This is a genomic window from Nocardioides fonticola (assembly GCF_039536805.1).
Taxonomy (GTDB): domain Bacteria; phylum Actinomycetota; class Actinomycetes; order Propionibacteriales; family Nocardioidaceae; genus Nocardioides; species Nocardioides fonticola.
Map to the genome: position 1 here is coordinate 171,301 of NZ_BAAAZH010000010.1, position 22,702 is coordinate 194,002.

A 22,702-nucleotide genomic window follows, 5' to 3' on the forward strand; every position below is an offset into this window, starting at 1 on the left:
CACCGCGGGCGGACGGAGCGGGGCGGGGTCCCCCAGGCGCAAGAGAGATGACGATGAGCGAGACGCAGGCCAGCGAGAGTTACGACGTCAAGGCGGTCGAGGAGAAGTGGCTGCCGGTGTGGGAGCGGCTCGAGCCCTTCCGCGCCGACGACGACGCCGTGCTGGCGGGGGAGCGGGAGAAGAAGTACGCGCTCACGATGTTCCCCTACCCCAGCGGCGACCTGCACATGGGGCACGCGGAGGTCTTCGCGATCCACGACGTGATCTCCCGCTACTGGTGGCAGCGCGGCTACGAGGTGCTCAACCCGATGGGCTGGGACTCCTTCGGGCTGCCGGCCGAGAACGCCGCGATCCGCAACGACACCCACCCGGCCACCTACACCTACGCCAACATCGAGACCCAGTTCGCCTCGATGCAGCGCTACGGCACCAGCTTCGACTGGACCCGGCGGCTGCACACCTCCGACCCCGAGTACTACCGGTGGACGCAGTGGCTGTTCCTGCGCTTCCACGAGCGCGGCCTGGCCTACCGCAAGAACTCGCCGGTCAACTGGTGCCCGCAGGACCAGACCGTGCTGGCCAACGAGCAGGTTTTGGCCGACGGCACCTGCGAGCGCTGCGGCGCCGAGGTCACCAAGCGCGAGCTGACCCAGTGGTACTTCCGCACCACGGCCTACGCCCAGGAGCTCTACGACTGCCTGGACGAGCTGCAGCCCACCTGGATCGACAAGGTCGTCAACGCGCAGCGCAACTGGATCGGCCGCTCCGAGGGCGCCCACGTCAGCTTCGCCGTCGAGGGCCACGACCCGGTCACCGTCTTCACCACCCGCCCCGACACGCTGTGGGGCGCGACCTTCATGGTGGTGGCCGCCGACGCCAAGCTGGCGGCGTCCCTCGTCACCGACGAGCAGCGGCCCGCCCTGGAGGCCTACCTGACCGAGGTGCGCAAGGCCTCCGACATCGACCGGCTGGCCACCGACCGGCCCAAGACCGGCGTGTTCCTCGGCGTCCACGCCACCAACCCGGTCAACGGCGAGCAGCTGCCCATCTGGGCCAGCGACTACGTGCTGGCCGACTACGGCACCGGCGCGATCATGGCCGTGCCCGCGCACGACCAGCGCGACCTCGACTTCGCCCGCGCGATGGACCTGCCGGTGCGCATGGTCGTCGACACCGGCGACGACGACCCCGCCGTCTCCGGCGTCGCCACCACCGGCAACGGCACCTACGTGAACTCCGGGCCGCTGAACGGCCTGAGCGAGAAGGCGGCCGGCATCCGGGCCGTCATCGAGCTGCTCGAGGCCGGCGAGCACGGCACCGGCACCGTCAACTTCCGGCTGCGCGACTGGCTGCTGAGCCGTCAGCGCTACTGGGGCGCGCCGATCCCGATCATCCACTGCGCCACGTGCGGCGAGGTGCCGGTGCCCGACGACCAGCTGCCCGTCACCCTGCCCGACCTGCGCGGCGCAGACCTCAAGCCCAAGGGCACCTCCCCGCTCGGCGCGGCGACGGAGTGGGTGAACGTCGCCTGCCCGACGTGCGGTGGCCCCGCCACCCGCGACACCGACACGATGGACACCTTCGTGGACTCCTCGTGGTACTTCCTGCGGTTCCTCTCGCCGAACGACGAGACCCAGGCCTTCGACAGCGCGCTGGCGAAGGCGTGGGGGCCGATCGACCTCTACATCGGCGGCGACGAGCACGCCGTCCTGCACCTGCTGTACGCGCGGTTCTTCACCAAGGTGCTGCGCGACGCCGGCCTCATCGACTGGGACGAGCCGTTCTCGGCGTACCTCTCCCAGGGCAAGGTCATCAACAACGGCCGCAAGATGAGCAAGTCGCTGGGCAACGGCGTCAACCTGGGCGACCAGCTCGCCGAGTTCGGCGTCGACGCCGTCCGGCTGACGTTGATCTTCGCCAGCCCGCCGGAGGACAACATCGACTGGGCCGACGTCTCGCCGGCCGGGTCGCTGAAGTTCCTGCAGCGGGCCTGGCGGCTGGCCGGCGACGTGACCTCGCACCCGGGTGCTCCGGTCGCCGAGGGCGACGTCGCCCTGCGCCGGGTCACCCACCGCACCCTGCACGACGCGGCCCAGCTCATCGAGAGCTACCGGTTCAACGTCGTCGTCGCGCGCACCATGGAGCTGGTCAACGCCACCCGCAAGGCCATCGACTCCGGCTGCGGGCCGGCCGACCCCGCGGTGCGCGAGGCCACCGAGGCCGTCGCGATCCTGCTCTCGCTGGTGGCTCCGTACACCGCCGAGGAGATGTGGGAGCGGCTGGGACACGAGCCGACCGTCGCCCGGGTGGGCTGGCCGACCGTCGACGAGGCCCTGCTCGTGGAGGAGTCGGTCACCGCCGTCGTCCAGATCCAGGGCAAGGTGAAGGCGCGGCTCGAGGTCGCCCCCGACATCGCCGAAGCCGACCTGGAGGCCCTCGCGCTGGCCGACGCCGACGTCGTCCGCGCCATCGACGGCCGGCCGGTGCGCAAGGTCATCGTGCGCGCCCCCAAGCTCGTCAACATCGTGGTGTGACCGGCCGGTGAGCCAGCGCGTCGCCGTCGTCACCGACTCCACGGCCAGCCTCCCTGCGGAGCTGGCCGCGGAGCACGGTGTCGTCGTGGTGCCGCTCCAGGTGATCATCGGCGCGAGCGCCTACGACGAGGGTGCCCCCGAGGCGACCCCCGAACTCGTGGCGGCCGCCCTGCGGGCGTGGACGCCGGTGTCGACCTCGCGGCCCTCGCCCGAGCTGCTGCTGGCCCGCTACGAGGAGCTCGCGGCGCAGGGCTACGAGGCGGTCGTCTCGGTGCACCTGTCGGGGGAGATGAGCGGCACCGTGGAGTCGGCGCAGGTCGCCGCCCGCCGGGCACCGCTGCCCGTCGCGGTCGTCGACAGCCGCCAGGTGGGCATCGCCACCGGGTACGCCGCCCTCTCGGCAGCGGCGGTGGCCGCTGCCGGAGGAGACGTCGAGGCGGTCGCGGCGGCAGCGCGCGACCGGGCCGCCGCCAGCCTCTCGCTCTTCTACGTCGACACGCTGGAGTACCTGCGCCGCGGCGGCCGCATCGGGGCCGCGGCAGCGCTGTTCGGCGGTGCGCTCGCGGTGAAGCCGCTGCTGCAGATCACCGACGGGAAGGTCGGCTCGCTGGAGCGGGTGCGCACCACCGGCCGGGCGCTCGCGCGGTTGGAGGACCTCGCCGTCCAAGCGGCGGGCGAGCAGCGGGTCGAGGTCAGCGTCGCGCACCTGGCGAACCCCGACCGGGCCGCCGATCTGGCCGCGCGGCTGAGCGAACGGCTGGGGGAGCAGGTCGTCGGCGAGGTCGCCGCGGGCGAGCTCGGCGCCGTGCTCGGCGCCCATGTGGGGCCGGGGATGATCGCGGTCTGCGTCGCGCCGGTGCCCTGATTCCTGCCTGAGTCCTGACCTGAGTCCTGCCCGGGGCTCGTGTGGCGAGGCCACGAATCCTCCACAGGCGGGGGCGCCGCGCTGGTCCTCCCCAGATCGCAGCCGGCGGGTGCCCAGCACCCTGCGGCGTCCCTAGCGTCGAGGTATGCGAGCTCGGGTCTCGACCGATCACCAGGCGGCCGTCGATCGGCGGCTGGCCCTTCTGCGCGCGGAGCTCAACGGCACCTGGTCGCCCGCCTCCGACGGCGACGCCGCGACCGCTCCCGCCCCGACGGAGGACGACGCCCCTGTCGTCGTCCCCGGGCCGGCCACCTGGTGGGGAGGCACCACGCGGGTGCGGGGCGAGACGCCGGTCGAGCCTGATGCCGACGACGCGCTCGACCCGATCAGCGTGCCGGACCTGCCGGTCGGGACGCCGATCGGGGCGCCGGTCGGGGCGCCGCCGTCGCTGGCGGTGCCCGGGCGCCACGCTTCGCGACGCGCGGGTGAGTCGGTCTGGGCTCGCGTCGCCGAGGTCGCCGTCCCCGACACGCTGCGCGGTCGGCTCGCGCTCTCGCCCGGCGGGCTGACCACCGTGGCCCTCGTGCTCGCCCTCGGCCTCGGGCTCACCTGCTGGTTCCTGGTGCGCGCCCGGCCCAGCGCCGTCCCCGTGCCCGCGCCGAGTCCGGTCGGCGCGGCGGTTCCGGGCGATCCGCTCCCGTCCGCCTCGGCCGGGGCGGTCTCCGCGGTCCCCAGCGCCGCGCCGTCGGTCGCTCCCGCCGAGGTGACGGTCGACGTCGCGGGGCGGGTGCGCCGTCCGGGCATCGCCGTGCTGCCCGCGGGGTCGCGGGTGGTCGACGCGCTGGAGGCGGCGGGCGGGGCTCGCGCGGGCGTCGACCTGACCAGCCTCAACCTCGCCCGGGTGCTGGTCGACGGCGAGCAGATCCTGGTGGGCGTTCGGGGGGAGCCGGCATCGGGAGCGCAGCCGCCGGTGTCGGGATCGGCGGCGGCCGCTCCGGCGCCCGATCACCTCGTCGACCTCAACACCGCCGACGCCGCCGCGCTGGAGGCGCTCCCCGAGGTCGGCCCGGTCACGGCGCAGGCGATCATCGCCTACCGCACCGAGCACGGAGGCTTCGCCTCCGTCGACGAACTGCTCGACGTCGACGGCATCGGTGAGGCGACGTTGGCGCAGATCCGGCCCTGGGTGACGGTGTGAGGGCCTCCGCGGACGGCGATCCTGCCGACTCTGCCGATCCTGCCGCCCCGGCCGCTCGGCTCGACCTGCGGGCTCCGCTGCTCGCGATCGGCGCCTGGGCCGGAGCGCTCACCGGGCTCGCCGTGGCCGCTCGCGGCGCGGCCCTCGCCGGGCTCGCCCTCGGCGGCGTCGTCCTGGCGGCCTGCGCGGCGGCGGTGGTGCGGTCGCGCGCCCGCGGTCGCGTCAGCGCCACCACCGGCCCCGCCATCAGCGCCGCTCCCGGCATCACCGCCACGACCGCCGTCGCCGTGGTGGCTGTCGCCGCCACCGTGCTGCTGATCGCCGTCCTCCGCTCCGAGGACGTCGGCCGGGGGCCGGTCGCCGACCTCGCCGCACGACGCGCCTCCGCCTCGCTGCGCCTGGTGGTCACCGACGACCCCCACCGGGTGACGGGTCGGTTCGGCGACATCGTCGTCGTGCGCGCCCAGGTGCGGACCCTCGAGGCCGACCGTCGGCGCTGGCGGGTGCGGGCGCCGGTGGTGGTACTCGGCGACGCCGCCTGGAGCGGGGTCGCAGTGGGGTCCACCGTCGAGGTGCGAGGCCGGTTGGCACCTGCCGACGGCGACGCCGCCGCCCTCGTTGATCCCCGTGGCCCGCCGCAGGTGGTGGCCGCGCCCGATGTCTGGTGGCGGGTCTCGGCCCACGTCCGCGCAGCGCTGCGCGCCTCGGTCGCCGATCGACCGCCCGAGCAGGCCGGGCTGGTGCCCGCCCTGGTCGACGGTGACGATGCCTCGGTGCCGCAGGATCTCGCGGCCGACTTCCGCACCACCGGCCTCACCCACCTGCTCGCCGTCTCCGGCACCAACCTCACACTGCTGCTCGCGGCGATGCTCACGCTGGCCCGACTGATCGGCGTGCGGGGGCGGTGGTCGCTGCTCCTCGGTGCTCTCACCATCGCCGCGTTCGTGGTGCTGGCCCGTACCGAGCCCAGCGTGCTGCGGGCGGCGGTCATGGGAGCGGTCGCCCTGGTCGCCTTCGGGCCCGACGCCCGGCGGCGCGGACCACGGGCGCTCGGGGTCGCGATCGTCGTCCTGCTGCTCCTCGATCCGCGGCTCGCGGTCTCGGCCGGCTTCGCCCTCTCGGTGCTCGCGACCGCCGGCATCCTGCTGCTCGCTCCGGCCTGGTGCGAGGCGTTGGGTCGCTGGCTGCCCCGCTGGGTGGCGGAGGCGATCGCGGTGCCGGTCGCCGCCCAGGTGGCCTGCACCCCGATCGTCGCGGCACTGTCGGGCCAGGTGAGCCTGGTGGCCGTCGGGGCGAACCTGCTGGTGGCCCCGGTGGTCGGGCCGGCCACGGTGATCGGCCTGGCCGGCGGGCTCGTCCAGTTGGTGTGGCCCTGGGCCGGTGGGCTGCTCGGCACCCTCGCGAGCTGGTGCGTCGCGTGGATCGTCGTCGTGGCCCGCCACGGTGCCGATCTGCCGATGGCGGCGCTGGACTGGCGCAGTGGTCCCGCGGCGCTCACCGTGCTGGTGCTCGTGTGTGGGGCCGTCGCGGTCGCCGGACCTCGCCTGGTCTCGACCCGCGTCCGGGGAGCCGCGGTCGCACTCGCGCTCGTGGTGGTCGTGCTGGTCCGGCCGCCCACGCCCGGCTGGCCGCCGTCGGGCTGGGTGCTGGTGGCCTGCGACGTCGGGCAGGGCGACGGCCTGGTGCTGCGCGGAGACCGTCCGGGGAGTGCGGTGGTGGTCGACGTCGGGCCGGATCCGCGGGCGATCGACCGCTGTCTGGGCGAGCTCGGGATCCGGCGCATCGAGCTCCTCGTGCTCACCCACTTCCACGCCGATCACGTCGACGGCCTGGCCGGGGCCGTCGACGGGCGGGCCGTGGGGGGCATCCTCGTCACGACCCTGCTCGACCCACCGGGAGCGGTCGACGACGTCGAGGCGATCGCCGCCGCCGACGCGATCCCTCTGCACACCCTCACCGGCGGCCAGCACTGGCGCACCGACGGGATCGACTTCACCTCGATGTGGCCGCAGCCCGGCCCACCGCATCCAGGGCCGGGCGACGGCAGCACGGCCAACAACGCGAGCGTCGTCCTGCTCGCGGTGACCCGCGGGTTGCGCGTGCTGCTCACCGGGGATCTCGAACCCGACGGTCAGGCCCAGCTCGCCCGGGCGACGCCGGGGCTGCGGGTCGACGTCCTGAAGGTGCCGCATCACGGCAGCCGCTACCAGGACCTCGGCTGGCTCGCCTCGCTCCAGGCGCGGGTCGCCGTGATCAGCGTGGGCGCCGACAACGACTACGGGCATCCGGCCGCCTCCACGGTCGAGGCGCTGGAGGGCGACGGCACGCTGGTGTTCCGCACCGACCGCGACGGAGCCGTGGCGATCACCCAGCGCGACGGCGTCGCCACGGCGGTCACCCGGCCGTGAATCGTCGGCGGGTTGTGACAGGCTGGCCCCACCATGGCGCAGACCTCCTCCCGCACCGCGAACGGCCCTCGGGCAGCCGACCTGCTCGGTCGGGTCGTCCTGGTCACCGGCAAGGAGGAGTTCTTCAACGAGCGCTCGGTCCAGGCGGCACGGCGGGCGATCCGCGAGTACGACGCCGACGCCGAGCTGGCCGAGACCCTCGCCGCCGAGCTCAGCCTCGCCACGCTGGGCGAGCTCGCCGCGCCGTCCCTCTTCTCCACCACGCGCTGCGTCGTGGTGCGGGCCCTGGAGAACCTCCCGGAGGAGTCGGTCGAGGGCATCCTCGACTACGCCGGCGCCCCGGCCGACGATGTCGCGCTCGTGCTGGTGCACGGCGGTGGCGTCAAGGGCAGCGGCACGTTGAACAAGCTGCGCAAGCTGCCCACGGTGGTCGAGTGGAAGTCCGAGGAGCTCAAGGCCTCGGAGTTCCCCTCCTTCGTCGGAGCCGAGGTCCGGCTGCACGGGGGACGTATCGACCCCGAGGCCGCCTCGTTCCTCGTGCAGGCGGTCGGCCAGGATCTCCGCTCCCTCGCGGCGGCCGCCGACCAGTTGGCCCACGACTTCCCGGGCGAGGCGCTCACGGTCGAGAAGGTGCAGCGCTACTTCGGCGGGCGGGCCGAGGCGAAGTCCTTCGCCGTCGCCGACGCCGCCTTCTCCGGGCACCGCCAGCGCGCCCTCGAGGAGCTGCGCTGGGCGCTCGACGGCGGCACCGCGGCGGTCCTGGTCACCTCGGCGTTCGCCGGCAGCGCCCGCGGCCTCGCCCGTCTCCAGGGCGTACCGCGCGGCATGCGCGACGCCGACCTGGCCCGCGAGGTCGGCGTCCCGCCCTGGAAGCTGCGCACCCTGCGCGAGCAGTCCCGTGGCTGGAGCCCGGCCGGTCTCGCCGCGGCGGTGCGGGCCGTGGCGCGCGCCGACGCCGACGTGAAGGGCGCCGCCAGCGACGCCTCCTACACCCTGGAGCGTCTCGTGCTCACGATCGCGGGGCTGCGCGAGTCACGCTGACCGCGCGCCGGTGAAGGGCCCGGAACAGCAGAACGCCCCGACCGGTGCGGTCGGGGCGTTCGCACGCGTGGGGCGTCCGTCAGAGGGACGCGGCCTTCTTCGCGATGGCCGACTTGCGGTTGGCGGCCTGGTTCTTGTGGATGACGCCCTTGGAGGCGGCCTTGTCGAGCTTCTTGGCCGCGTCGCGGCCGAGCGCGACAGCGGTCTCCTTGTCCCCGGCCTCGGCGGCCTCGCGGAACTTGCGGATCGCCGACTTGAGGCCGGTCTTGACCGCCTTGTTGCGCTCGTGGCGCTTCTCGTTCTGCTTGTTGCGCTTGATCTGGGACTTGATGTTCGCCACTGATGTGCCTTCGGATCGAAATCGGATGCGGAGCGGAAGTCTGTGGGTCGGCGCAGGCAGCCGCCGCGCGACGCACGAGGTTAACAGTGCGCGTCGTCCGGCCTCAAATCCTCAGCGGGCGCCGGAGACCCCGTCGGCCACGACGGCGGACGTCCAGCCGCGGCGCTCGGCCAACCACGACCAGCACACCTCGCCCTGCCAGCGCTGGGCGACCCGGATGTGGGGCGAGGTCGGCGGGACCGCCTCGGCGGCCATCGCGAGGAAGTAGCCGGTGACCAGCGCCAGCCAGGCGTCGATGTGGGCCGGCGGCACGTCCGCAGTGAGCGGGTGGGCGGCGAGCAGCGGCTCGACGTCGAGCCCGTCGCCGCGCGGGCCGATGAGCAGCAGCACGCTGTCGATCCACGGTGCCCCGGCGACCGGCCAGTTCCAGTCGCACAGCAGCACCCGGCCGTCGTCGCAGAGCAGCAGGTTGTCGTCGCGGATGTCGGTGTGGACGATCGCCTCGCCGGCCGTCGCCTCGGCGAAGCCGGCCGCGAGCTCCGCCGCCTCGGCGGCGTGGGGGAGGGCGGCCAGGGCGGGGCGCTCCCAGAAGGCCGGCCAGTCGGCGAACTCCCGCCCGACCGGGGTCAGGCCGAGCACGTCGGGGGCCGTGGCGAGGTGCGGGGCGGTGGCGGTCAGCATCGCCAGGACGGCGTTCACGTCGTCCTGCCGCCAGGGGCGCTGGGGCTGGCGGGCCTCGACGTACTCGATGCCGAGCACCACCCAGTCGTCCCAGCCGTCGGTGGCCGGTCCGCCGTCGGGGCCGACCCCGAGGGTCCAGAGCAGACGGGGCGCCGGTGCGCCCTCGGGGAGGCCGCGCAGCTTGCGGGCCTCCTCCCGGTAGGCCTCGGCGAAGATCCGTTGCGCCTGCACCGAGGCCGCCTTGACGAAGTGGCGCCCGCCGTCGGCGTCGATGAGCACCGAGGCGAGCCCCGGGGTGAAGCCGGCGTCGCAGGAGATCGCCTCGACGATCGGGGCGCCGCACTGCTGCTCGATCGCCCGACGCAGCGCGGGCGGCAGGAAGCTCCACTGGAGCCGCCGGGCCGTGTTGCCGTGAGGGATGTGTCCTGCCACCCGCGCACTGTGACGCGCCGACGCCCGCCCGGACAACTCGGTATCCGGGCGGGCGTCGGGTGGGGGTATCGGGAGGGCCGGGGAGGTCGGCGCGGGATCAGGCGATGCGCAGCGCGCGCAGCTCGCGGCCCAGCCGCTCGCGCAAGCTCAGCCGGGCCGGGACGGCGTCCGGAGCGGGCGTCGCTGCGGGGGTGCGGGCGACGCCGGCGCGGGCGATGTCGATGAGGGTCGCGCCGTCGATCCCGGTCGTCAGCGCCATCCAGTTCTCCTCCGAGGCCCGCAGGCGGCGCAGGGCCGGGCGGTCGGCGTAGGCGTCGAGGAGGGCGCGGGCACCCGGGAGTTCGCGGGCGGTCGTCGCCCAGGCCGCGGCTGCGGCGTGCTCGGGGCCGACGTCGGTGAGCGGGACGTCGAGCTCCCAGGCCTGCTCCAGCCGGGCCTGCAGGCGGCGGATCCAGGTGCCGTAGACCTGGACGAGGAGGTCGTCGAGGTCGTCGTAGCCCTCCGGCACCCGGTCGATGCGGACGGCGTGGGCGGGTTCTCCGGCGGCGATCCGTGCGTCGAGGTCGTCGAGCAGGTCGCGCACCCCGGCGGAGCGGAGGTGGACGCGCTGCCAGGTGGGGGAGGGTGCGGTCGTCATGACGACGACGCTAGGGATCCGGCCACCCGCCGGGCTGCCACCGGTGGTCGGGTCCTGGCGACCCTCCCAGGGGCGGAGCGCGCAGCGGCCCGCTCCGCCCGGAGTCGGATGTGCAGCCGGTCACCTCGCCCTACGCTGAGCACCGTGCGTGCCCTGCTGATGCGCGTCACCCTGCAGGTGGCCGCGACCCACGACCGGTGGGTCGCGAACGGGTACCCGGCGTTCCCGCTGTGGATCCCGCTGCTCATCCACAGTGTGCTGGGCGGTTCCGCGCTCGTCGTCGTCCTGCAACGGCCGCTGGCCGACATGCCGGCCGCGGCCGCGCTCGTGCTGGTCGCGCTGCTCCCGTGGTCGGTCTCCTCCCTCGGCCGCGTCGCTCCGGCGCCCCTTTTCTGGGTGTTCACCGGCGGCGCGACGCTGCTGCTGATGCACCGCTATCCGGTGGAGTACGACTTCGCCCCGGCGCTGCTCGTGCTGATGGCCGGCGAGCTCGGCGCCTGCCTGCCGCTCCTGCGCAGCGGCCTCGCGGTGGCCGCCACGCTCCCGCTGGTGCTCGTGCTCGTCGCCGACGGCACCCTGCCGATCGAGGCGAGCGGGGTGTGGCTGGCGGCCATCGTGATCGGGTGGGACGTCGGCTTCATCATGCGCTTCCAGCAGCTGCGCTTCGAGGCCGAGCGGCGCAGTCAGGCCGAACGCACCCGGCAGGCCACGCTCGAGGAGCGCCAGCGCATCGCGCGGGAGATCCACGATCTCGTCGCCCATTCCCTCAGCGTCACGATGCTCCATCTCACCGCGGCACGCCGCGATCTCGAGGACGGCGAGGACCCCGCCGAGGTCGCCGCAGCCCTCCACGACGCCGAGCGGGTCGGCCGGCAGGCGATGAACGACATCCGCGGGGTCGTCGGGCTGCTCGGTCAGGCCGAGACCGGCGGTGCCCGCGCCTCGTTGCCGGGACTCGCCGACGTCCCCGAGCTCGTCGACGACTTCCGGGCCGCCGGCCTCGACGTCGTCCTGCTGGTCGATCACGCGCAGGGCGCGGGCGACGACGTCCCACCGGCGACGTCCCTCGCGCTCTACCGGATCGTGCAGGAGTCGTTGGCCAACGTCGCCAAGCACGCGCCCGGCTCGCGGGCCCTGGTCCGCCTCGACCTCGACAGCGACCACGGACTGCTGACCATCCGCAACCCGGTGCCCCGCGGCGCGACCCGCAACGCCGACGGCTCGGGGCTGCGCGGCATGGCCGAGCGCGCCGAGCAGATCGGGGCGCGCTTCACCGCCGGCGTCGAGGGACGGCTCTGGACCGTGCGGGTCGTGCTCCCGCGGGCCGAGGACGACGCCCTGGCACCGCTGCTGGCCTGCTTCCCGCTGCCGGCGCTCTCGACGATCCGCCGGGTGGTGACGCAGTGAGCATGGCGACGCCGGAGGAGCTGGTGCGCGTGCTGCTGGTCGACGACCAGGAGCTCGTGCGCTCGGGCCTGCGCCGCATCCTGCGCCGCCGCGACGGCATCGAGGTCGTGGGCGAGTGCGAGGACGGCGACCAGGTGGCCGCCGCGGTCGCCGCGCACGCCCCCGACGTGGTGGTGATGGACCTGCGGATGCGCCGGGTCGACGGCATCACCGCCACCCGCGCGCTCGCGGCCGACCCCGCGGCGCCGCCGGTGCTGGTGCTCACCACGTTCGACGACGACGAGCTGCTCTCCGGCGCCCTGCGCGCCGGAGCCGCCGGGTTCCTGCTGAAGGACAGCCCCGCCGAGGATCTCGTGCGCGCCGTCCGAGCGGTGGCCGCCGGGCAGGCGCTGCTCGATCCCACGGTGACCGGGCGCGTGCTCAGCGCCTACCGGGCCGCGCCGTCCGCGGTCGCGGCGAGCGACGCCGTCGAGGAGCTCACCGCCCGCGAGCTGGAGGTGCTGCGGCTGATGGGGCGCGGTCTGACCAACAGCGAGATCGCCGCGACCCTGGTCATCTCGGAGGTCACGGTGAAGAGCCACATCGGCCGCATCTTCCTCAAGCTCGACCTGCGCGACCGCGCCGCGGCCATCGTCTACGCCTTCGACCGCGGTCTGGTCGCTCCCGCCGGCTGACTCCCCGACTGACGCCGGTTCCCGGCTTCGGTTCGGCCCGCGGCCCGGGGGATGGGAGAATGGCCGGACGACGTCCGCACCGCCACCCGATCGAGAGACCCGAGACACTCCGTGCCCGCTGTCCCGCCCCAGGCCGCACCCCAGCCCGGCCGCACCGATCCGTCGGTCATCCGCAACTTCTGCATCATCGCCCACATCGACCACGGCAAGTCCACGTTGGCCGACCGCATGCTGCAGCTGACGGGCGTCGTCGACGAGCGCAGCGCGCGGGCCCAGTACCTCGACCGCATGGACATCGAGCGCGAGCGCGGCATCACGATCAAGAGCCAGGCGGTGCGCATGCCGTGGCGGGTCGCGCCGGGCAACGAGCAGGGCGCCGAGCCCGGCGACTACGTGCTCAACATGATCGACACCCCGGGCCACGTCGACTTCACCTACGAGGTCTCGCGGTCCCTCGAGGCCTGCGAGGCCGCGATCCTGCTGGTCGACGCAGCCCAGGGCATCGAGGCGCAGACCCTGGCGAACCTCTACCTGGCGATGGGCGCCGACCTGCACATCATCCCGGTGCTCAACAAGATCGACCTGCCCAGCGCCAACCCCGAGAAGTACGCCGCCGAGCTGGCCGGACTCGTCGGCTGCGACCCCGACGACGTCCTGCGGGTCAGCGCGAAGACCGGCGTGGGTGTCGAGGAGCTGCTCAACCACGTCGTCCAGCAGACGCCGCCGCCGGTGGGCGACGCCGACAAGCCGGCGCGTGCGCTGATCTTCGACTCCGTCTACGACACCTACCGCGGTGTCATCACCTACGTGCGTGTCGTCGACGGCAAGCTCAACCACCGCGACCGCATCAAGATGATGTCGACCAACGCCACCCACGAGATGCTCGAGATCGGCGTCATCAGCCCCGAGCAGGTCAAGGCCGGCGAGCTCGGCGTCGGCGAGGTCGGCTACCTCATCACCGGCGTGAAGGACGTGCGCCAGTCGCGGGTCGGCGACACCGTCACCACTCAGAACCACGGCGCCACCGAGGCGCTCGGCGGGTACAAGCACCCCAACCCGATGGTCTACGCCGGTCTCTACCCGATCGACGGCGACCAGTTCGGCGATCTGCGCGAGGCGCTGGAGAAGCTGCAGCTCAACGACGCCGCGCTCACCTACGAGCCGGAGACCTCCGGCGCGCTGGGCTTCGGCTTCCGCTGCGGCTTCCTCGGTCTGCTGCACATGGAGATCACCCGCGACCGCCTCGAGCGCGAGTTCGGTCTCGACCTCATCTCCACCGCGCCCAACGTGGTCTACGGCGTCGTCATGGAGGACGGCACCGAGCACGAGGTCACCAACCCCAGCGAGTTCCCCGAGGGCAAGATCCGCGAGGTGCACGAGCCCGTCGTCCGGGCCACGATCCTCAGCCCCAGCGACTACATCGGCACGATCATGGAGCTGTGCCAGACCAAGCGCGGCACGCTCCAGGGCATGGACTACCTGTCCGAGGACCGTGTCGAGATGCGCTACACGCTGCCGATGGGCGAGATCGTCTTCGACTTCTTCGACCAGCTGAAGTCGCGCACCAAGGGCTACGCCTCCCTCGACTACGAGCGCTCCGGTGAGCAGGTGGCCGACCTGGTGAAGGTCGACATCCTGCTCCAGGGCGAGCCGGTCGACGCGTTCTCCGCGATCGTGCACAAGGACGCCGCCTACTCCTACGGCGTGATGATGGCCGGCAAGCTCAAGGAGCTCATCCCGCGCCAGCAGTTCGAGGTGCCGATCCAGGCCGCCATCGGCGCCCGGGTGATCGCGCGCGAGAACATCCGCGCCATCCGCAAGGACGTCCTCGCGAAGTGCTACGGCGGCGACATCACCCGTAAGCGCAAGCTGCTGGAGAAGCAGAAGGAGGGCAAGAAGCGCATGAAGATGGTCGGGCGCGTCGAGGTCCCCCAGGAGGCCTTCGTGGCCGCGCTCTCCACCGGGGGCGGCGGCGCGGAGAAGGCCGGCAAGAAGTAGGCGCGTCGTGCAGGTACTGCCCGTCGCCGACGACCAGTGGGACGTCGTTGCGTGGCTGTGGCAGGACTTCCGGCACGACCTCGCGCCGGCCGTCGACGGCTTCCCGTACGCCGACGGGCGCTACCGGCACGAGTGGCTCGACGCCTATCCCGCGCCCGATCGGCACGGGTACCTGGCGTGGCGTCCGCACCCGAACACCGGTGACGACGCCCCGATCGGCTTCGCGCTGGTGCGACCCGGTGAGCAACGCGAGCATCTCCTCCAGGCCTTCTTCGTCGTCCCGGCCGCGCGCCGCGGCGGTGTCGGCCTCGGATTCGCGGCCGAGGTGATCGGCCGGCACCCGGGCGGCTGGGAGATCCCCTTCCAGCACCTCAACACCGCCGCCGGACCCTTCTGGCGGCGGGTGGCCGACGCGCTCTGGGGCGAGGGCTGGGTCGAGACGACCGAGGCCGTGCCCGGCCGCCCCGACGTCCCGCCGGACCATTGGATCCGGACGGTCTGAGCTCGTCACTCCAGTCCCAGCAGTGAGATGAGTCCGGCGGTGGACGTACGAAACGTCAGCTGACCAACGACAGCGGCGTAGGGGGCCACCGGGCGGCCGGTGACTCAGACCAACGGCCCCCACCACCCCCGTGATGGGATGACGCCGTGGCCCTCGTGACCCTCCCGCCGTCGTTCACGGCCATCGCCGCCCGCGGTCCGGCGTGGGCGGGGTTCGTGGAGTCGGTGCCGCGGCTGCTTCGCGATCTGCTGGGGGAGTGGGAGCTCGTCGTCGACGGCGAGCCGACCCACGGGTACTGCGCGCTCGTCGTCCCGGTGCGCACGCGGGAGCGGGCCGACGCCGTCCTGAAGATCGGGTTCGTCGACGAGGAGTCCGAGCACGAGGCGCTGGCGCTGCAGCACTGGCACGGTCGCGGTGCCGTGACGCTGCTACGGGCCGATCCGCGCCGCGGCGCCCTGCTGCTGGAGCGGCTGGCATCGCGCGATCTCGGCGAGGAGTGGGACGTCGCGGCGTGCGAGACGGTCGGGGAGCTGTACCGCGGCCTCCACCTGCCGGCTCCGCCCCAGCTGCGTCTGCTCTCCGTGCTGTGCGAGGACTGGGCGGCCCGGTTGGCCGCTCTCCCGCGCTCGGCGCCGCTCCCGCGGCGGATGGTCGAGCAGGCCGCCCACCTGGCCCGCGACCTCGCCACCGACACCGCCACCGACGGTCGACTGCTGCACACCGACCTGCACTACGCCAATGTGCTGGCCGACCCGACGGCCGGCGGCTGGCGCGCCATCGACCCCAAGCCGCTGTCCGGCGACCCCCACTTCGAGCCGGCGCCCCTGCTGTGGAACCGCTTCGACGAGCTGGCCGGCGACGTGCGCGACGGCGTCCGCCGCCGCTTCCACGCGGTGATCGACGCGGCCGGCCTGGAGGAGGACCGCGCTCGCGACTGGGTGATCGTGCGGATGCTCGTCAACGCCCTGTGGCGTCTGGAGGACGACGCGGCCGAGATGCGCCGCCTCGACACCGCCTCGTGGCTGACGATGTGCCTCGCGATCGCGAAGGCCGTGCAGGACTGAGCCCCGGGGGAGGAGGCCCCCTCAGTGCTCCCGGGGTGAGCCGAAGGTGGCCGCGACGTCGCCCCACGGGTCGGCGTGCGTGCGGCCGACCGCGCGGAGGCGGGCCGGGCGGCGCCGGATGACCTCGTTCAGCACCGGTGCGGCGAGTCGGAACGCGTAGCGGCGTGCTCCAGCGCGGTCGTGCACCTCCTGGAGCAGGTCGGGCCAGCTGATGCGCTGGTAGTCGAGCACGGCCTGGGACTCCGCGGTGTCCATCCAGTCGGTGGCGAACCAGCTGGCGTCGTCGTCGGGGTCGCCGGGGCGCCCGGGCGGGACGGCGTCCTCGAGGCCCATCGCGGCGGTGATGGCCGGGGTGATGGCGCCCTGGACGAGCCGATGGGTCTCGTCGCCGCCGATGAGGAAGGTGCGCCCGGCCACCGCGGCGAGGACGTCGTCGGGCAGCGCGACGGCCGCGGCGAAGGCGCGGGCGACGTCGCGCACCTCGACGGTGGTGATGCGCTGGTCGGTGGGCAGCATGCCCTCGAAGTCCATCGAGGCCATCCCGGTGCCGGCGCCGCCGACGTCGGCGCTCAGGACGCCGCCGAGGCGCAGCACCGCGAAGGAGGCGAGCCGCTCGCGCACGAGCGTCTCGGCCTCGACCTTGTGCTCGCCGTAGAGATCGGACGGCGCCACCGGCGTCGCCGCGGTGAGCAGGTCGCTGGTGCGGTGCGGGTTGCGGCGGCCGTAGACGGCCACGCTGGAGGCCAGCACGAACCGCGGCGGTGCGGACGCCGCCGCCACCGCCTCGACCAGGTGGCCGGTGGCCTCGACGTTGACCCGCCGGGCGAGCCCCGGGCGCTGGTAGCAGGCCGGGGGGATCACCGCGGCCAGGTGGACGACGGCGCGCGGCCGGTTCGACCAGACGAGGTGCCGCGTCTGGTGCTCGTCGGTGAGGTCGGCGGGGTCGGCCCGGAACGCGCCCCGCTCGCCGTGCAGGCGACCGAGACGGCGCGCCCAGCGGTGGAAGGCGGGGGTGTCGAGATCGCTGGCGACGACGGCGCGGCCGTCGGCGAGCAGCCGCTCGACGACCGCGCGCCCCACCAGCCCGAACGCGCCGGTGACGAGCACGGGGTCGCGCAGGCGAGGTGCGAGGGATCCCATGGCCCGAAACTAGCGCTCGGGGACGACGTCCGGGGAAGGGTCGGAGGTCAGGATCGCCTCCAACGCACGACGGTGCCGACGGTAGGCCGAGCGTCCCGCGTCGGTGATGCGGAAGGTCGTCGTGCTGCCACGGCCCCGACCGCTCTTGCGCACCTCGACGTAGCCCGCCGCCTCGAGCGCGCTCATCTGCTTGGACAGGTCGGAGTCGCTGACCGCCAGCCGTTCGCGCAGCGCCGGGAAGGTCGCCTGGGTCGAGATCTCCAGGATCGCCATCGCCGCCAGCCGTTTGGGGGCGTGGATCAGCGGGTCGAGGTCGTCGATCACGCGAGCTCCCGGCGCAGCCGTGCCGCGATCCGCGCGTAGGAGGCCTCGTACCAGGCGATGGCGGCGCCCGCGCCGACGGCGGCGAGGGGGATCGAGACGACGGGGCCCAGGACGGCGTCCGCGCCGACCACGACCAGGACGAGGACGACGGCGAGCGCCCACAGCACGCGGGCGAGCCGGCGCAGCGGTGCGGGTGCGGCGCGGCCGTCCCGCGGGAGGGCGCCGTGCCGACGTGCGTACCAGCCGAGGAAGAGGAACGCGATCACGACCGGTGAGAGCGACAGGGCGAGCTGAGCCAGGGGCGAGGACGGGTCGAGATCGATCGTCGTCACCAGCCAGGCGGCCCAGGCGGCCCAGGCGAACGGGTACCAGCGGCCGAGCCGCGGGTAGTCGATGAAGGGGGAGGCCTCGGCGCGCAGCAGGGCGCGGTGGGCCTCGGTGAGCTGTTCCCGAGAGGTTTCCATGACGGAAAGCATAGGCGCGACTTTCCGAAAAGGAAAGTGATCCGCGGCCGGGGATCGTGCGAGGATCCGGTCATGGCCCAGCTGCTGTCGGTGAACGTCGGACTGCCCCGCGAGACGGACTGGGCGACCATCGGTCGCACCTCCATCGACAAGACCGCGGTCGAGGGGCCGGTGCGGGTGCACGCCCTCGGCCTCGAGGGCGACCAGGTCTCCAACCGCAAGTACCACGGCGGTCTCGACAAGGCCGTCTACGCCTTCGCCGTCGAGGATCTGCGGCTGTGGGCCGAGCGGCTCGGCGAGCCGGTGGCGCCGGGGCAGTTCGGGGAAAACCTCACCACCGAGGGCATCGACGTCAACGAGGCCGAGATCGGCGAGCGGTGGCGCATCGGCACCGTGCTGCTCGAGGTCCGTTCCGTGCGCACGCCTTGTGCTGAGTTCAAGCGCTGGATGGGCCACTGCGGCTACGACGACCGGGCCTGGGTCAAGCGGTTCGCGGCCGAGGGGCGCCCCGGGCCGTACCTGCGGGTGCTCGAGGAGGGCGTGCTCGCGGCCGGCGACGCCGTCGAGGTCGTGCACCGTCCCGGCCACGGCGTCAGCGTCTCGACCTTCTACCGGGCGGTGAGCACCGACCGCACCCTGCTGCCGCGGTTGCTGGAGGTCCCCGACCTGGTGCCGGAGGCCCGCGACAAGGCCGAGAAGTACGTGCGGGCTCTCGCCGGAGGCCAGGAGGACGTCGCGCTGCCGTCGTAAGGGCGGACATGTGACCCGCGAGTAGGGATCGTGATCTAAGTTACTCCGCATGGCGATCGTGCGAGACACCAGCTTCGTGGACCACCTGCCGCAGAACGTGGCCGTCCAGTTCCTCGACCGGGTGGCGAAGAGCCCCGAGGTCGAGGCGTTCCGCTTCCCCGTCGGCACCGCGTGGGAGTCCGTCACCTGGCGCCAGGCCGGCCGCCAGGTCGAGCGGCTCGCCGCGGGCCTGCTGGCACTGGGCCTGCAGGCCGAGGAGCGGGTGGGCATCGCGTCCGGCACCCGCTATGAGTGGATCCTGGCCGACCTCGCGGTCATGTGCGCCGGTGGCGCCACCACCACCGTCTACCCCTCGACCAACGGCGACGACGTCGCCTACATCCTCGCCGACTCCGGTTCGCGGGTCGTCTTCGCCGAGGACGCCGAGCAGGTCGCCAAGCTGGTCGCCTTCCGCGAGCAGCTGCCCGACGTCGTCCGGGTCGTGACCTTCGAGAAGGTCGACGCCCCCGACGCCCCGGAGGGCTGGGTCGTCGGCCTGGAGCAGCTCGCGAGCGAGGGCGAGGCCTACCTGGCCGAGCACCCGGGTGCCGTCGAGGAGGTCGCCCGCGGCATCGCGCCCGACGCCCTGGCCACCCTCATCTACACCTCCGGCACCACCGGCCGCCCCAAGGGCGTGCGGCTGCTGCACCGCTCCTGGGTCTACGAGGGCGAGGCCATCCGGGTGCAGGATATCCTGCACGAGGACGACCTGCAGTTCCTGTGGCTGCCGATGGCCCACGCCTTCGGCAAGGTGCTGCTCTCGGCCCAGCTGGCCTGCGGCTTCGCCACCGCCATCGACGGCCGCGTCGACAAGATCATCGACAACCTCGCCGTCGTCCGCCCGACCTTCATGGGTGCGGCCCCGCGCATCTTCGAGAAGGCCTACGCCCGCATCGTCACCATGACCGAGAGCGAGGGCGGTGCGAAGAAGAAGATCTTCGACCAGGCCTTCAAGGTCGGGATGGCCGTCGACGAGCTCAAGCGCGCGGGCAAGCCCGTGCCGCTGCCGCTGAAGCTCCAGCACGGTCTCTTCGACAAGCTCGTCTTCGCCAAGGTGCGCGAGCGCTTCGGTGGCCGGGTGAAGTTCTTCATCTCCGGCTCCGCGGCCCTCAATGCCGACATCGCGAACTGGTTCCACGCCGCCGGCATCCTCATCCTCGAGGGCTACGGCATGACCGAGAACGCCGCCGGCGCCTCGGTCAACCACCCCGACGACTACAAGATCGGCACCGTCGGCCCCGCGCTGCCGGGCACCGAGATCAAGATCGGCGAGGGCGACGAGGTGCTGCTGCGCGGCCCGCACATCATGGCCGGCTACCACAACCTGCCCGAGGAGACCGCCAAGGCGCTGGACGCCGACGGCTGGCTGCACACCGGCGACAAGGGCGCCCTCGACGCCGACGGCCACCTGCGCATCACCGGCCGCATCAAGGACCTCTTCAAGACCTCCGGCGGCAAGTACATCGCCCCGCCGGCGATCGAGGCCAAGTTCAAGGCCATCTGCCCGCTGGTCAGCCAGTTCATGGTCTTCGGCAACGAGCGCAACTTCGTCGTCGCGCTCATCACCATCGACCCCGATGCCGCCACCGCATGGGCGGCCGAGAACGACATGGCCGGCGCGAGCTACACCGACGTCGTGCGCAGCGAGCGCATGCGCGCGGTGATCGGGGAGTACGTCGAGGAGCTCAACGGCAAGCTCAACCGGTGGGAGACCATCAAGAAGTGGGACATCCTCGACCACGACCTCTCCATCGAGAGCGGTGAGCTGACCCCGTCGTTGAAGGTGAAGCGCAACGTGGTGGAGGATCGCAACAAGGAGCGCATCGACGCGTTCTACCAGTGATCTCCGGCTGATCTCCGGCTGATCTCCGGCTCATTCCAGCCCGGGGACCGCCCGGGGCGGACCGGCAGTGGACTCCCGGTTGATTTGTTCGAACAGGTGTTCGATGATGGGGCGTGGCCACCACCGTCCCTCCTCCGAGCGATCAGGTGGCCCTGCTGCGCCAGCGCATCGCGCGGCTGGAGCGGGGCGGCCTGGTCGGCACCGACGCCGGCGTCGACCTCGTCACGCACCCTGATCTCGCCCCGGTCCTGCGGCTGCGCGCCGGGGCCGCCTACAGCGTCGACAGCACCACCCTGACCCTCGCCCTCATGGCCGGACCCTCCGGCGCGGGCGCCTGGTGCGGGGTCGTCGGCATCGACGACCTCGGTCTCGAGGCAGCCGCCCAGTGGGGGGTCGACCTCGAGCGCACCGTGCTGGTGCCCGACCCCGGCGAGCAGTGGGTCGAGGCCGTCGCCGCGCTCGTCGACATCGCCGACCTGGTGGTGCTGCGCCCGCCCCGTGGGCGCATCGCGCCGTCCCTGGCCGAGCGGCTGGCCGCCCGGCTGCGTGAGCGCTCGGCGGCGCTGGTCGTGCAGGGGGAGTGGCCGCGGTGCGCCGCCCGGCTGCGCCTGGCCGAGGTGTCGTGGTCGGGGGTCGGGCGCGGTGAGGGCCTGCTGCGTGCCCGGCGCGCCGTCGTCGAGGTGCATCGCGGCTCCGCGCCCCCGCAGCGGCTCGTGCTGGGCGGCGAGCCGGTGCCCGCGAGCACCCCGATGCCGATGTGGGCGGCGGACGCCGGATGAGCGCCCGGGTCTTCGTCGTCTGGTGCCCCGACTGGCCGGTGGTCGCCGCCCTGGCCGAGGAGTCCGGCGGGTCGGGGAGCGCGGTCCCGGCAAGCCGTCCCGCCGCCGTGCTCGCCGCCCACCGGGTGGTGGCCTGCACCGACACCGCCCGCACCTTCGGCATCCGGCGCGGCATGCGCCGCCGCGACGCCCAGGGCCGCTGCCCCGAACTGCTGCTCCTGCCCGACAACCCCGACCGCGACGCCCGCGCCTTCGAGACGGTGCTCGCGGTGCTGGAGGAGATCCGGCCCGGCGTGGCGCTGCTGCGCCCGGGCCTGGCCGCGCTGCGCTCGCCGGGCCGCTTCTACGGCGACGAGGCCGCCACCGCCGCGGTGATCGCCGAGCGGCTCGTGACCGCCGGGGTGTGGGACTGCCGCATCGGCGTCGCCGACGACCTGCTCACCGCCGAGCAGGCCGCCCGGCTCGCCGGCCCGCAGGAGTCGCGCATCGTGCCGCCCGGCGGCGCCCGCGACTTCCTCGTCGACCTGCCCGTCGAGGTCATCGACGACGCCGACGCCGTCAGCCTGCTGCGCCGCCTCGGGCTCACCACGCTGGGCGACCTGCTGCCGCTGCCGGCCCCCGACGTCCGTACCCGCTTCGGGGCGGCCACCTCGCGGCTGCACCAGGTGCTCGGCGGCGTCGAGAGCGCCCGGTTCGCCCCGCGCGTCCCGCCGCCCGACCTCGTCGTCGACATCGCCTTCGAACCCGCGCTCGACTCCGCCGAGACCATCTGCTTCTCCGCCCGCCGCACCTGCGAGCAGCTGGTCGCCGGGCTGCTGCAGCGCCGGCTGGTCTGCACCGAGCTGCGCATCGAGGTGCTCACCGAGGGCGAGCCCGCGCTGCTCGCCCGCAGCTGGCTGCATCCGCGCTGGTTCACCGCCGCCGACGTCCTCGACCGGCTGCGCTACCAGCTCGCCGGCCAGGGCGCCGGGCAGGGTGTCGGGCTCGGGTCGGTGCACGCCGGGGTCACCGGGCTGCGGTTCGTGCCCGAGATCGTCGTCCCCGAGCACGTGCACGCCGAGGCGCTGTGGGGCGGCACCGACGCCCGCGTCGAGCGCGGCATCGCCCGGCTCCAGGGCCTGCTCGGCCACGACCGCGTGCTCACCCCGGTCGTGCAGGGCGGGCGCTCCCCGGCGGCCCGGCAGACCCTCGTGCCCTGGGGCGAACGCCCGCACGGGCTGCGGCCCAGCGACCTGCCCTGGCCCGGCGCGCTGCCCGGCCCCGCGCCGTCCCGGGTCTTCCCGGTGCCGTGGCCGGTGCAGATCCACGACGGCCGCGGCCGGCCCGTCGTCCTCGACGAGCGCGGGCTGCTCAGCGGCGAACCCACCCGTCTGCATCTGGAGGACCGCTGGCAGCCGATCGTCGGCTGGGCCGGTCCGTGGCCGGTCGAGGAGGGCTGGTGGGAGGAGGAGTGGTGGCGCGAGGACGCCGCCCGCCGCGCCCCGACGATGCGCGTCCAGGTCGTCGGCGCCGACGGCCGCGCCTGGCTGGTCACCCACCTCGGCGGCGCCTGGGAGGCGGTCGCGGGCTATGAGTGAGCGGT

20 protein-coding genes are annotated in these 22,702 nt (G+C 73.7%); 14 read left to right on the forward strand and 6 right to left on the reverse strand.

Annotated features, from left to right (window positions below):
• Positions 1-47: 47 nt before the first annotated feature.
• The 5 genes from leuS to holA all read left to right on the forward strand — a co-directional run bounded on the left by leuS (position 48) and on the right by holA (position 8,046).
• The gene (gene leuS, locus ABD671_RS06075) at positions 48-2,534 is read left to right on the forward strand and encodes a leucine--tRNA ligase (RefSeq protein ID WP_425574888.1); all 2,487 of its coding nucleotides are present in this window, start codon (positions 48-50) and stop codon (positions 2,532-2,534) included.
• Positions 2,535-2,541: 7 nt separating this feature from the next.
• Positions 2,542-3,399, forward strand: coding sequence for a DegV family protein (locus ABD671_RS06080; protein WP_344732370.1), 858 nt, complete (start codon positions 2,542-2,544; stop codon positions 3,397-3,399).
• Between the two features lie 145 nt (positions 3,400-3,544).
• On the forward strand, positions 3,545-4,597 hold the full coding sequence (locus tag ABD671_RS06085; RefSeq protein ID WP_344732371.1) for a helix-hairpin-helix domain-containing protein: 1,053 nt from the start codon (positions 3,545-3,547) through the stop codon (positions 4,595-4,597).
• Positions 4,594-7,005 (forward strand): ComEC/Rec2 family competence protein, encoded by a 2,412-nt coding sequence (locus ABD671_RS06090; RefSeq protein ID WP_344732372.1) that lies wholly within the window; start codon positions 4,594-4,596, stop codon positions 7,003-7,005. The genes ABD671_RS06085 and ABD671_RS06090 overlap by 4 nt, the downstream gene beginning before the upstream one ends.
• 33 nt (positions 7,006-7,038) lie before the next feature.
• Positions 7,039-8,046: a DNA polymerase III subunit delta gene (gene holA, locus ABD671_RS06095; RefSeq protein ID WP_344732373.1), complete on the forward strand. Its 1,008-nt coding sequence runs from the start codon at positions 7,039-7,041 to the stop codon at positions 8,044-8,046.
• Between the two features lie 79 nt (positions 8,047-8,125).
• Here the strand turns inward: holA and rpsT are convergent, their stop codons facing one another.
• From rpsT to ABD671_RS06110, 3 genes are all read right to left on the reverse strand, one after another.
• On the reverse strand, positions 8,126-8,386 hold the full coding sequence (gene rpsT / locus ABD671_RS06100; RefSeq protein WP_344732374.1) for a 30S ribosomal protein S20: 261 nt from the start codon (positions 8,384-8,386) through the stop codon (positions 8,126-8,128).
• A 111-nt stretch (positions 8,387-8,497) separates the two neighbouring features.
• Positions 8,498-9,499, reverse strand: coding sequence for a hypothetical protein (locus ABD671_RS06105; RefSeq protein WP_344732375.1), 1,002 nt, complete (start codon positions 9,497-9,499; stop codon positions 8,498-8,500).
• A 97-nt stretch (positions 9,500-9,596) separates the two neighbouring features.
• The gene (locus tag ABD671_RS06110; RefSeq protein ID WP_344732376.1) at positions 9,597-10,136 is read right to left on the reverse strand and encodes a hypothetical protein; all 540 of its coding nucleotides are present in this window, start codon (positions 10,134-10,136) and stop codon (positions 9,597-9,599) included.
• 144 nt (positions 10,137-10,280) lie between these two features.
• Between ABD671_RS06110 and ABD671_RS06115 the strand changes: the two genes are divergently transcribed.
• The 5 genes from ABD671_RS06115 to ABD671_RS06135 all read left to right on the forward strand — a co-directional run bounded on the left by ABD671_RS06115 (position 10,281) and on the right by ABD671_RS06135 (position 15,781).
• Positions 10,281-11,543, forward strand: a complete 1,263-nt coding sequence (locus tag ABD671_RS06115; RefSeq protein WP_344732377.1) for a sensor histidine kinase — start codon at positions 10,281-10,283, stop codon at positions 11,541-11,543.
• A gap of 2 nt (positions 11,544-11,545) precedes the next feature.
• Positions 11,546-12,217 (forward strand): response regulator, encoded by a 672-nt coding sequence (locus ABD671_RS06120; RefSeq protein WP_344732378.1) that lies wholly within the window; start codon positions 11,546-11,548, stop codon positions 12,215-12,217.
• 51 nt (positions 12,218-12,268) lie between these two features.
• A complete protein-coding gene (lepA, locus tag ABD671_RS06125; protein ID WP_425574889.1) occupies positions 12,269-14,215 on the forward strand; it encodes a translation elongation factor 4 in 1,947 nt (648 codons plus the stop codon).
• A 7-nt stretch (positions 14,216-14,222) separates the two neighbouring features.
• A complete protein-coding gene (locus ABD671_RS06130) occupies positions 14,223-14,717 on the forward strand; it encodes a GNAT family N-acetyltransferase (protein ID WP_344732380.1) in 495 nt (164 codons plus the stop codon).
• A gap of 146 nt (positions 14,718-14,863) precedes the next feature.
• Entirely contained in the window at positions 14,864-15,781 is a 918-nt protein-coding gene (locus ABD671_RS06135; protein WP_344732381.1) for an aminoglycoside phosphotransferase family protein, read from the forward strand.
• 21 nt (positions 15,782-15,802) lie between these two features.
• Here the strand turns inward: ABD671_RS06135 and ABD671_RS06140 are convergent, their stop codons facing one another.
• The 3 genes from ABD671_RS06140 to ABD671_RS06150 are packed head-to-tail and all read right to left on the reverse strand — an operon-like array spanning position 15,803 to position 17,709.
• Positions 15,803-16,921, reverse strand: coding sequence for an NAD-dependent epimerase/dehydratase family protein (locus ABD671_RS06140; protein ID WP_344732382.1), 1,119 nt, complete (start codon positions 16,919-16,921; stop codon positions 15,803-15,805).
• 9 nt (positions 16,922-16,930) lie between these two features.
• Complete coding sequence (locus ABD671_RS06145; RefSeq protein ID WP_344732383.1) at positions 16,931-17,245, reverse strand: transcriptional regulator; 315 nt, start codon at positions 17,243-17,245, stop codon at positions 16,931-16,933.
• Positions 17,242-17,709, reverse strand: coding sequence for a hypothetical protein (locus ABD671_RS06150; RefSeq protein WP_344732384.1), 468 nt, complete (start codon positions 17,707-17,709; stop codon positions 17,242-17,244). The genes ABD671_RS06145 and ABD671_RS06150 overlap by 4 nt, the downstream gene beginning before the upstream one ends.
• A 72-nt stretch (positions 17,710-17,781) precedes the next feature.
• On the opposite strand from ABD671_RS06150, the gene ABD671_RS06155 reads away from it, so the two are divergent.
• The 4 genes from ABD671_RS06155 (at position 17,782) to ABD671_RS06170 (ending at position 22,697) form a co-directional block, all read left to right on the forward strand.
• The gene (locus ABD671_RS06155; RefSeq protein ID WP_344732385.1) at positions 17,782-18,459 is read left to right on the forward strand and encodes an MOSC domain-containing protein; all 678 of its coding nucleotides are present in this window, start codon (positions 17,782-17,784) and stop codon (positions 18,457-18,459) included.
• A 49-nt stretch (positions 18,460-18,508) separates the two neighbouring features.
• Positions 18,509-20,341 (forward strand): AMP-dependent synthetase/ligase, encoded by a 1,833-nt coding sequence (locus ABD671_RS06160; protein ID WP_344732386.1) that lies wholly within the window; start codon positions 18,509-18,511, stop codon positions 20,339-20,341.
• A 113-nt stretch (positions 20,342-20,454) separates the two neighbouring features.
• Positions 20,455-21,120, forward strand: a complete 666-nt coding sequence (locus ABD671_RS06165) for a hypothetical protein (protein WP_344732387.1) — start codon at positions 20,455-20,457, stop codon at positions 21,118-21,120.
• Positions 21,117-22,697: a DNA polymerase Y family protein gene (locus ABD671_RS06170; RefSeq protein WP_344732388.1), complete on the forward strand. Its 1,581-nt coding sequence runs from the start codon at positions 21,117-21,119 to the stop codon at positions 22,695-22,697. The genes ABD671_RS06165 and ABD671_RS06170 overlap by 4 nt, the downstream gene beginning before the upstream one ends.
• Positions 22,698-22,702: the final 5 nt, after the last annotated feature.

What these genes read in the sequence shown, in the direction of transcription:
- lepA (WP_425574889.1), top strand. Translation starts at nt 12,269, where the DNA reads ATGGGAGAATGGCCGGACGACGTCCGCACCGCCACCCGATCGAGAGAC.
- ABD671_RS06150 (WP_344732384.1), bottom strand. Translation starts at nt 17,709, where the DNA reads ATGGAAACCTCTCGGGAACAGCTCACCGAGGCCCACCGCGCCCTGCTG.
- ABD671_RS06155 (WP_344732385.1), top strand. Translation starts at nt 17,782, where the DNA reads ATGGCCCAGCTGCTGTCGGTGAACGTCGGACTGCCCCGCGAGACGGAC.
- ABD671_RS06140 (WP_344732382.1), bottom strand. Translation starts at nt 16,921, where the DNA reads ATGGGATCCCTCGCACCTCGCCTGCGCGACCCCGTGCTCGTCACCGGC.
- ABD671_RS06160 (WP_344732386.1), top strand. Translation starts at nt 18,509, where the DNA reads ATGGCGATCGTGCGAGACACCAGCTTCGTGGACCACCTGCCGCAGAAC.
- ABD671_RS06110 (WP_344732376.1), bottom strand. Translation starts at nt 10,136, where the DNA reads ATGACGACCGCACCCTCCCCCACCTGGCAGCGCGTCCACCTCCGCTCC.
- ABD671_RS06085 (WP_344732371.1), top strand. Translation starts at nt 3,545, where the DNA reads ATGCGAGCTCGGGTCTCGACCGATCACCAGGCGGCCGTCGATCGGCGG.
- holA (WP_344732373.1), top strand. Translation starts at nt 7,039, where the DNA reads ATGGCGCAGACCTCCTCCCGCACCGCGAACGGCCCTCGGGCAGCCGAC.
- ABD671_RS06120 (WP_344732378.1), top strand. Translation starts at nt 11,546, where the DNA reads ATGGCGACGCCGGAGGAGCTGGTGCGCGTGCTGCTGGTCGACGACCAG.
- ABD671_RS06170 (WP_344732388.1), top strand. Translation starts at nt 21,117, where the DNA reads ATGAGCGCCCGGGTCTTCGTCGTCTGGTGCCCCGACTGGCCGGTGGTC.
- leuS (WP_425574888.1), top strand. Translation starts at nt 48, where the DNA reads ATGACGATGAGCGAGACGCAGGCCAGCGAGAGTTACGACGTCAAGGCG.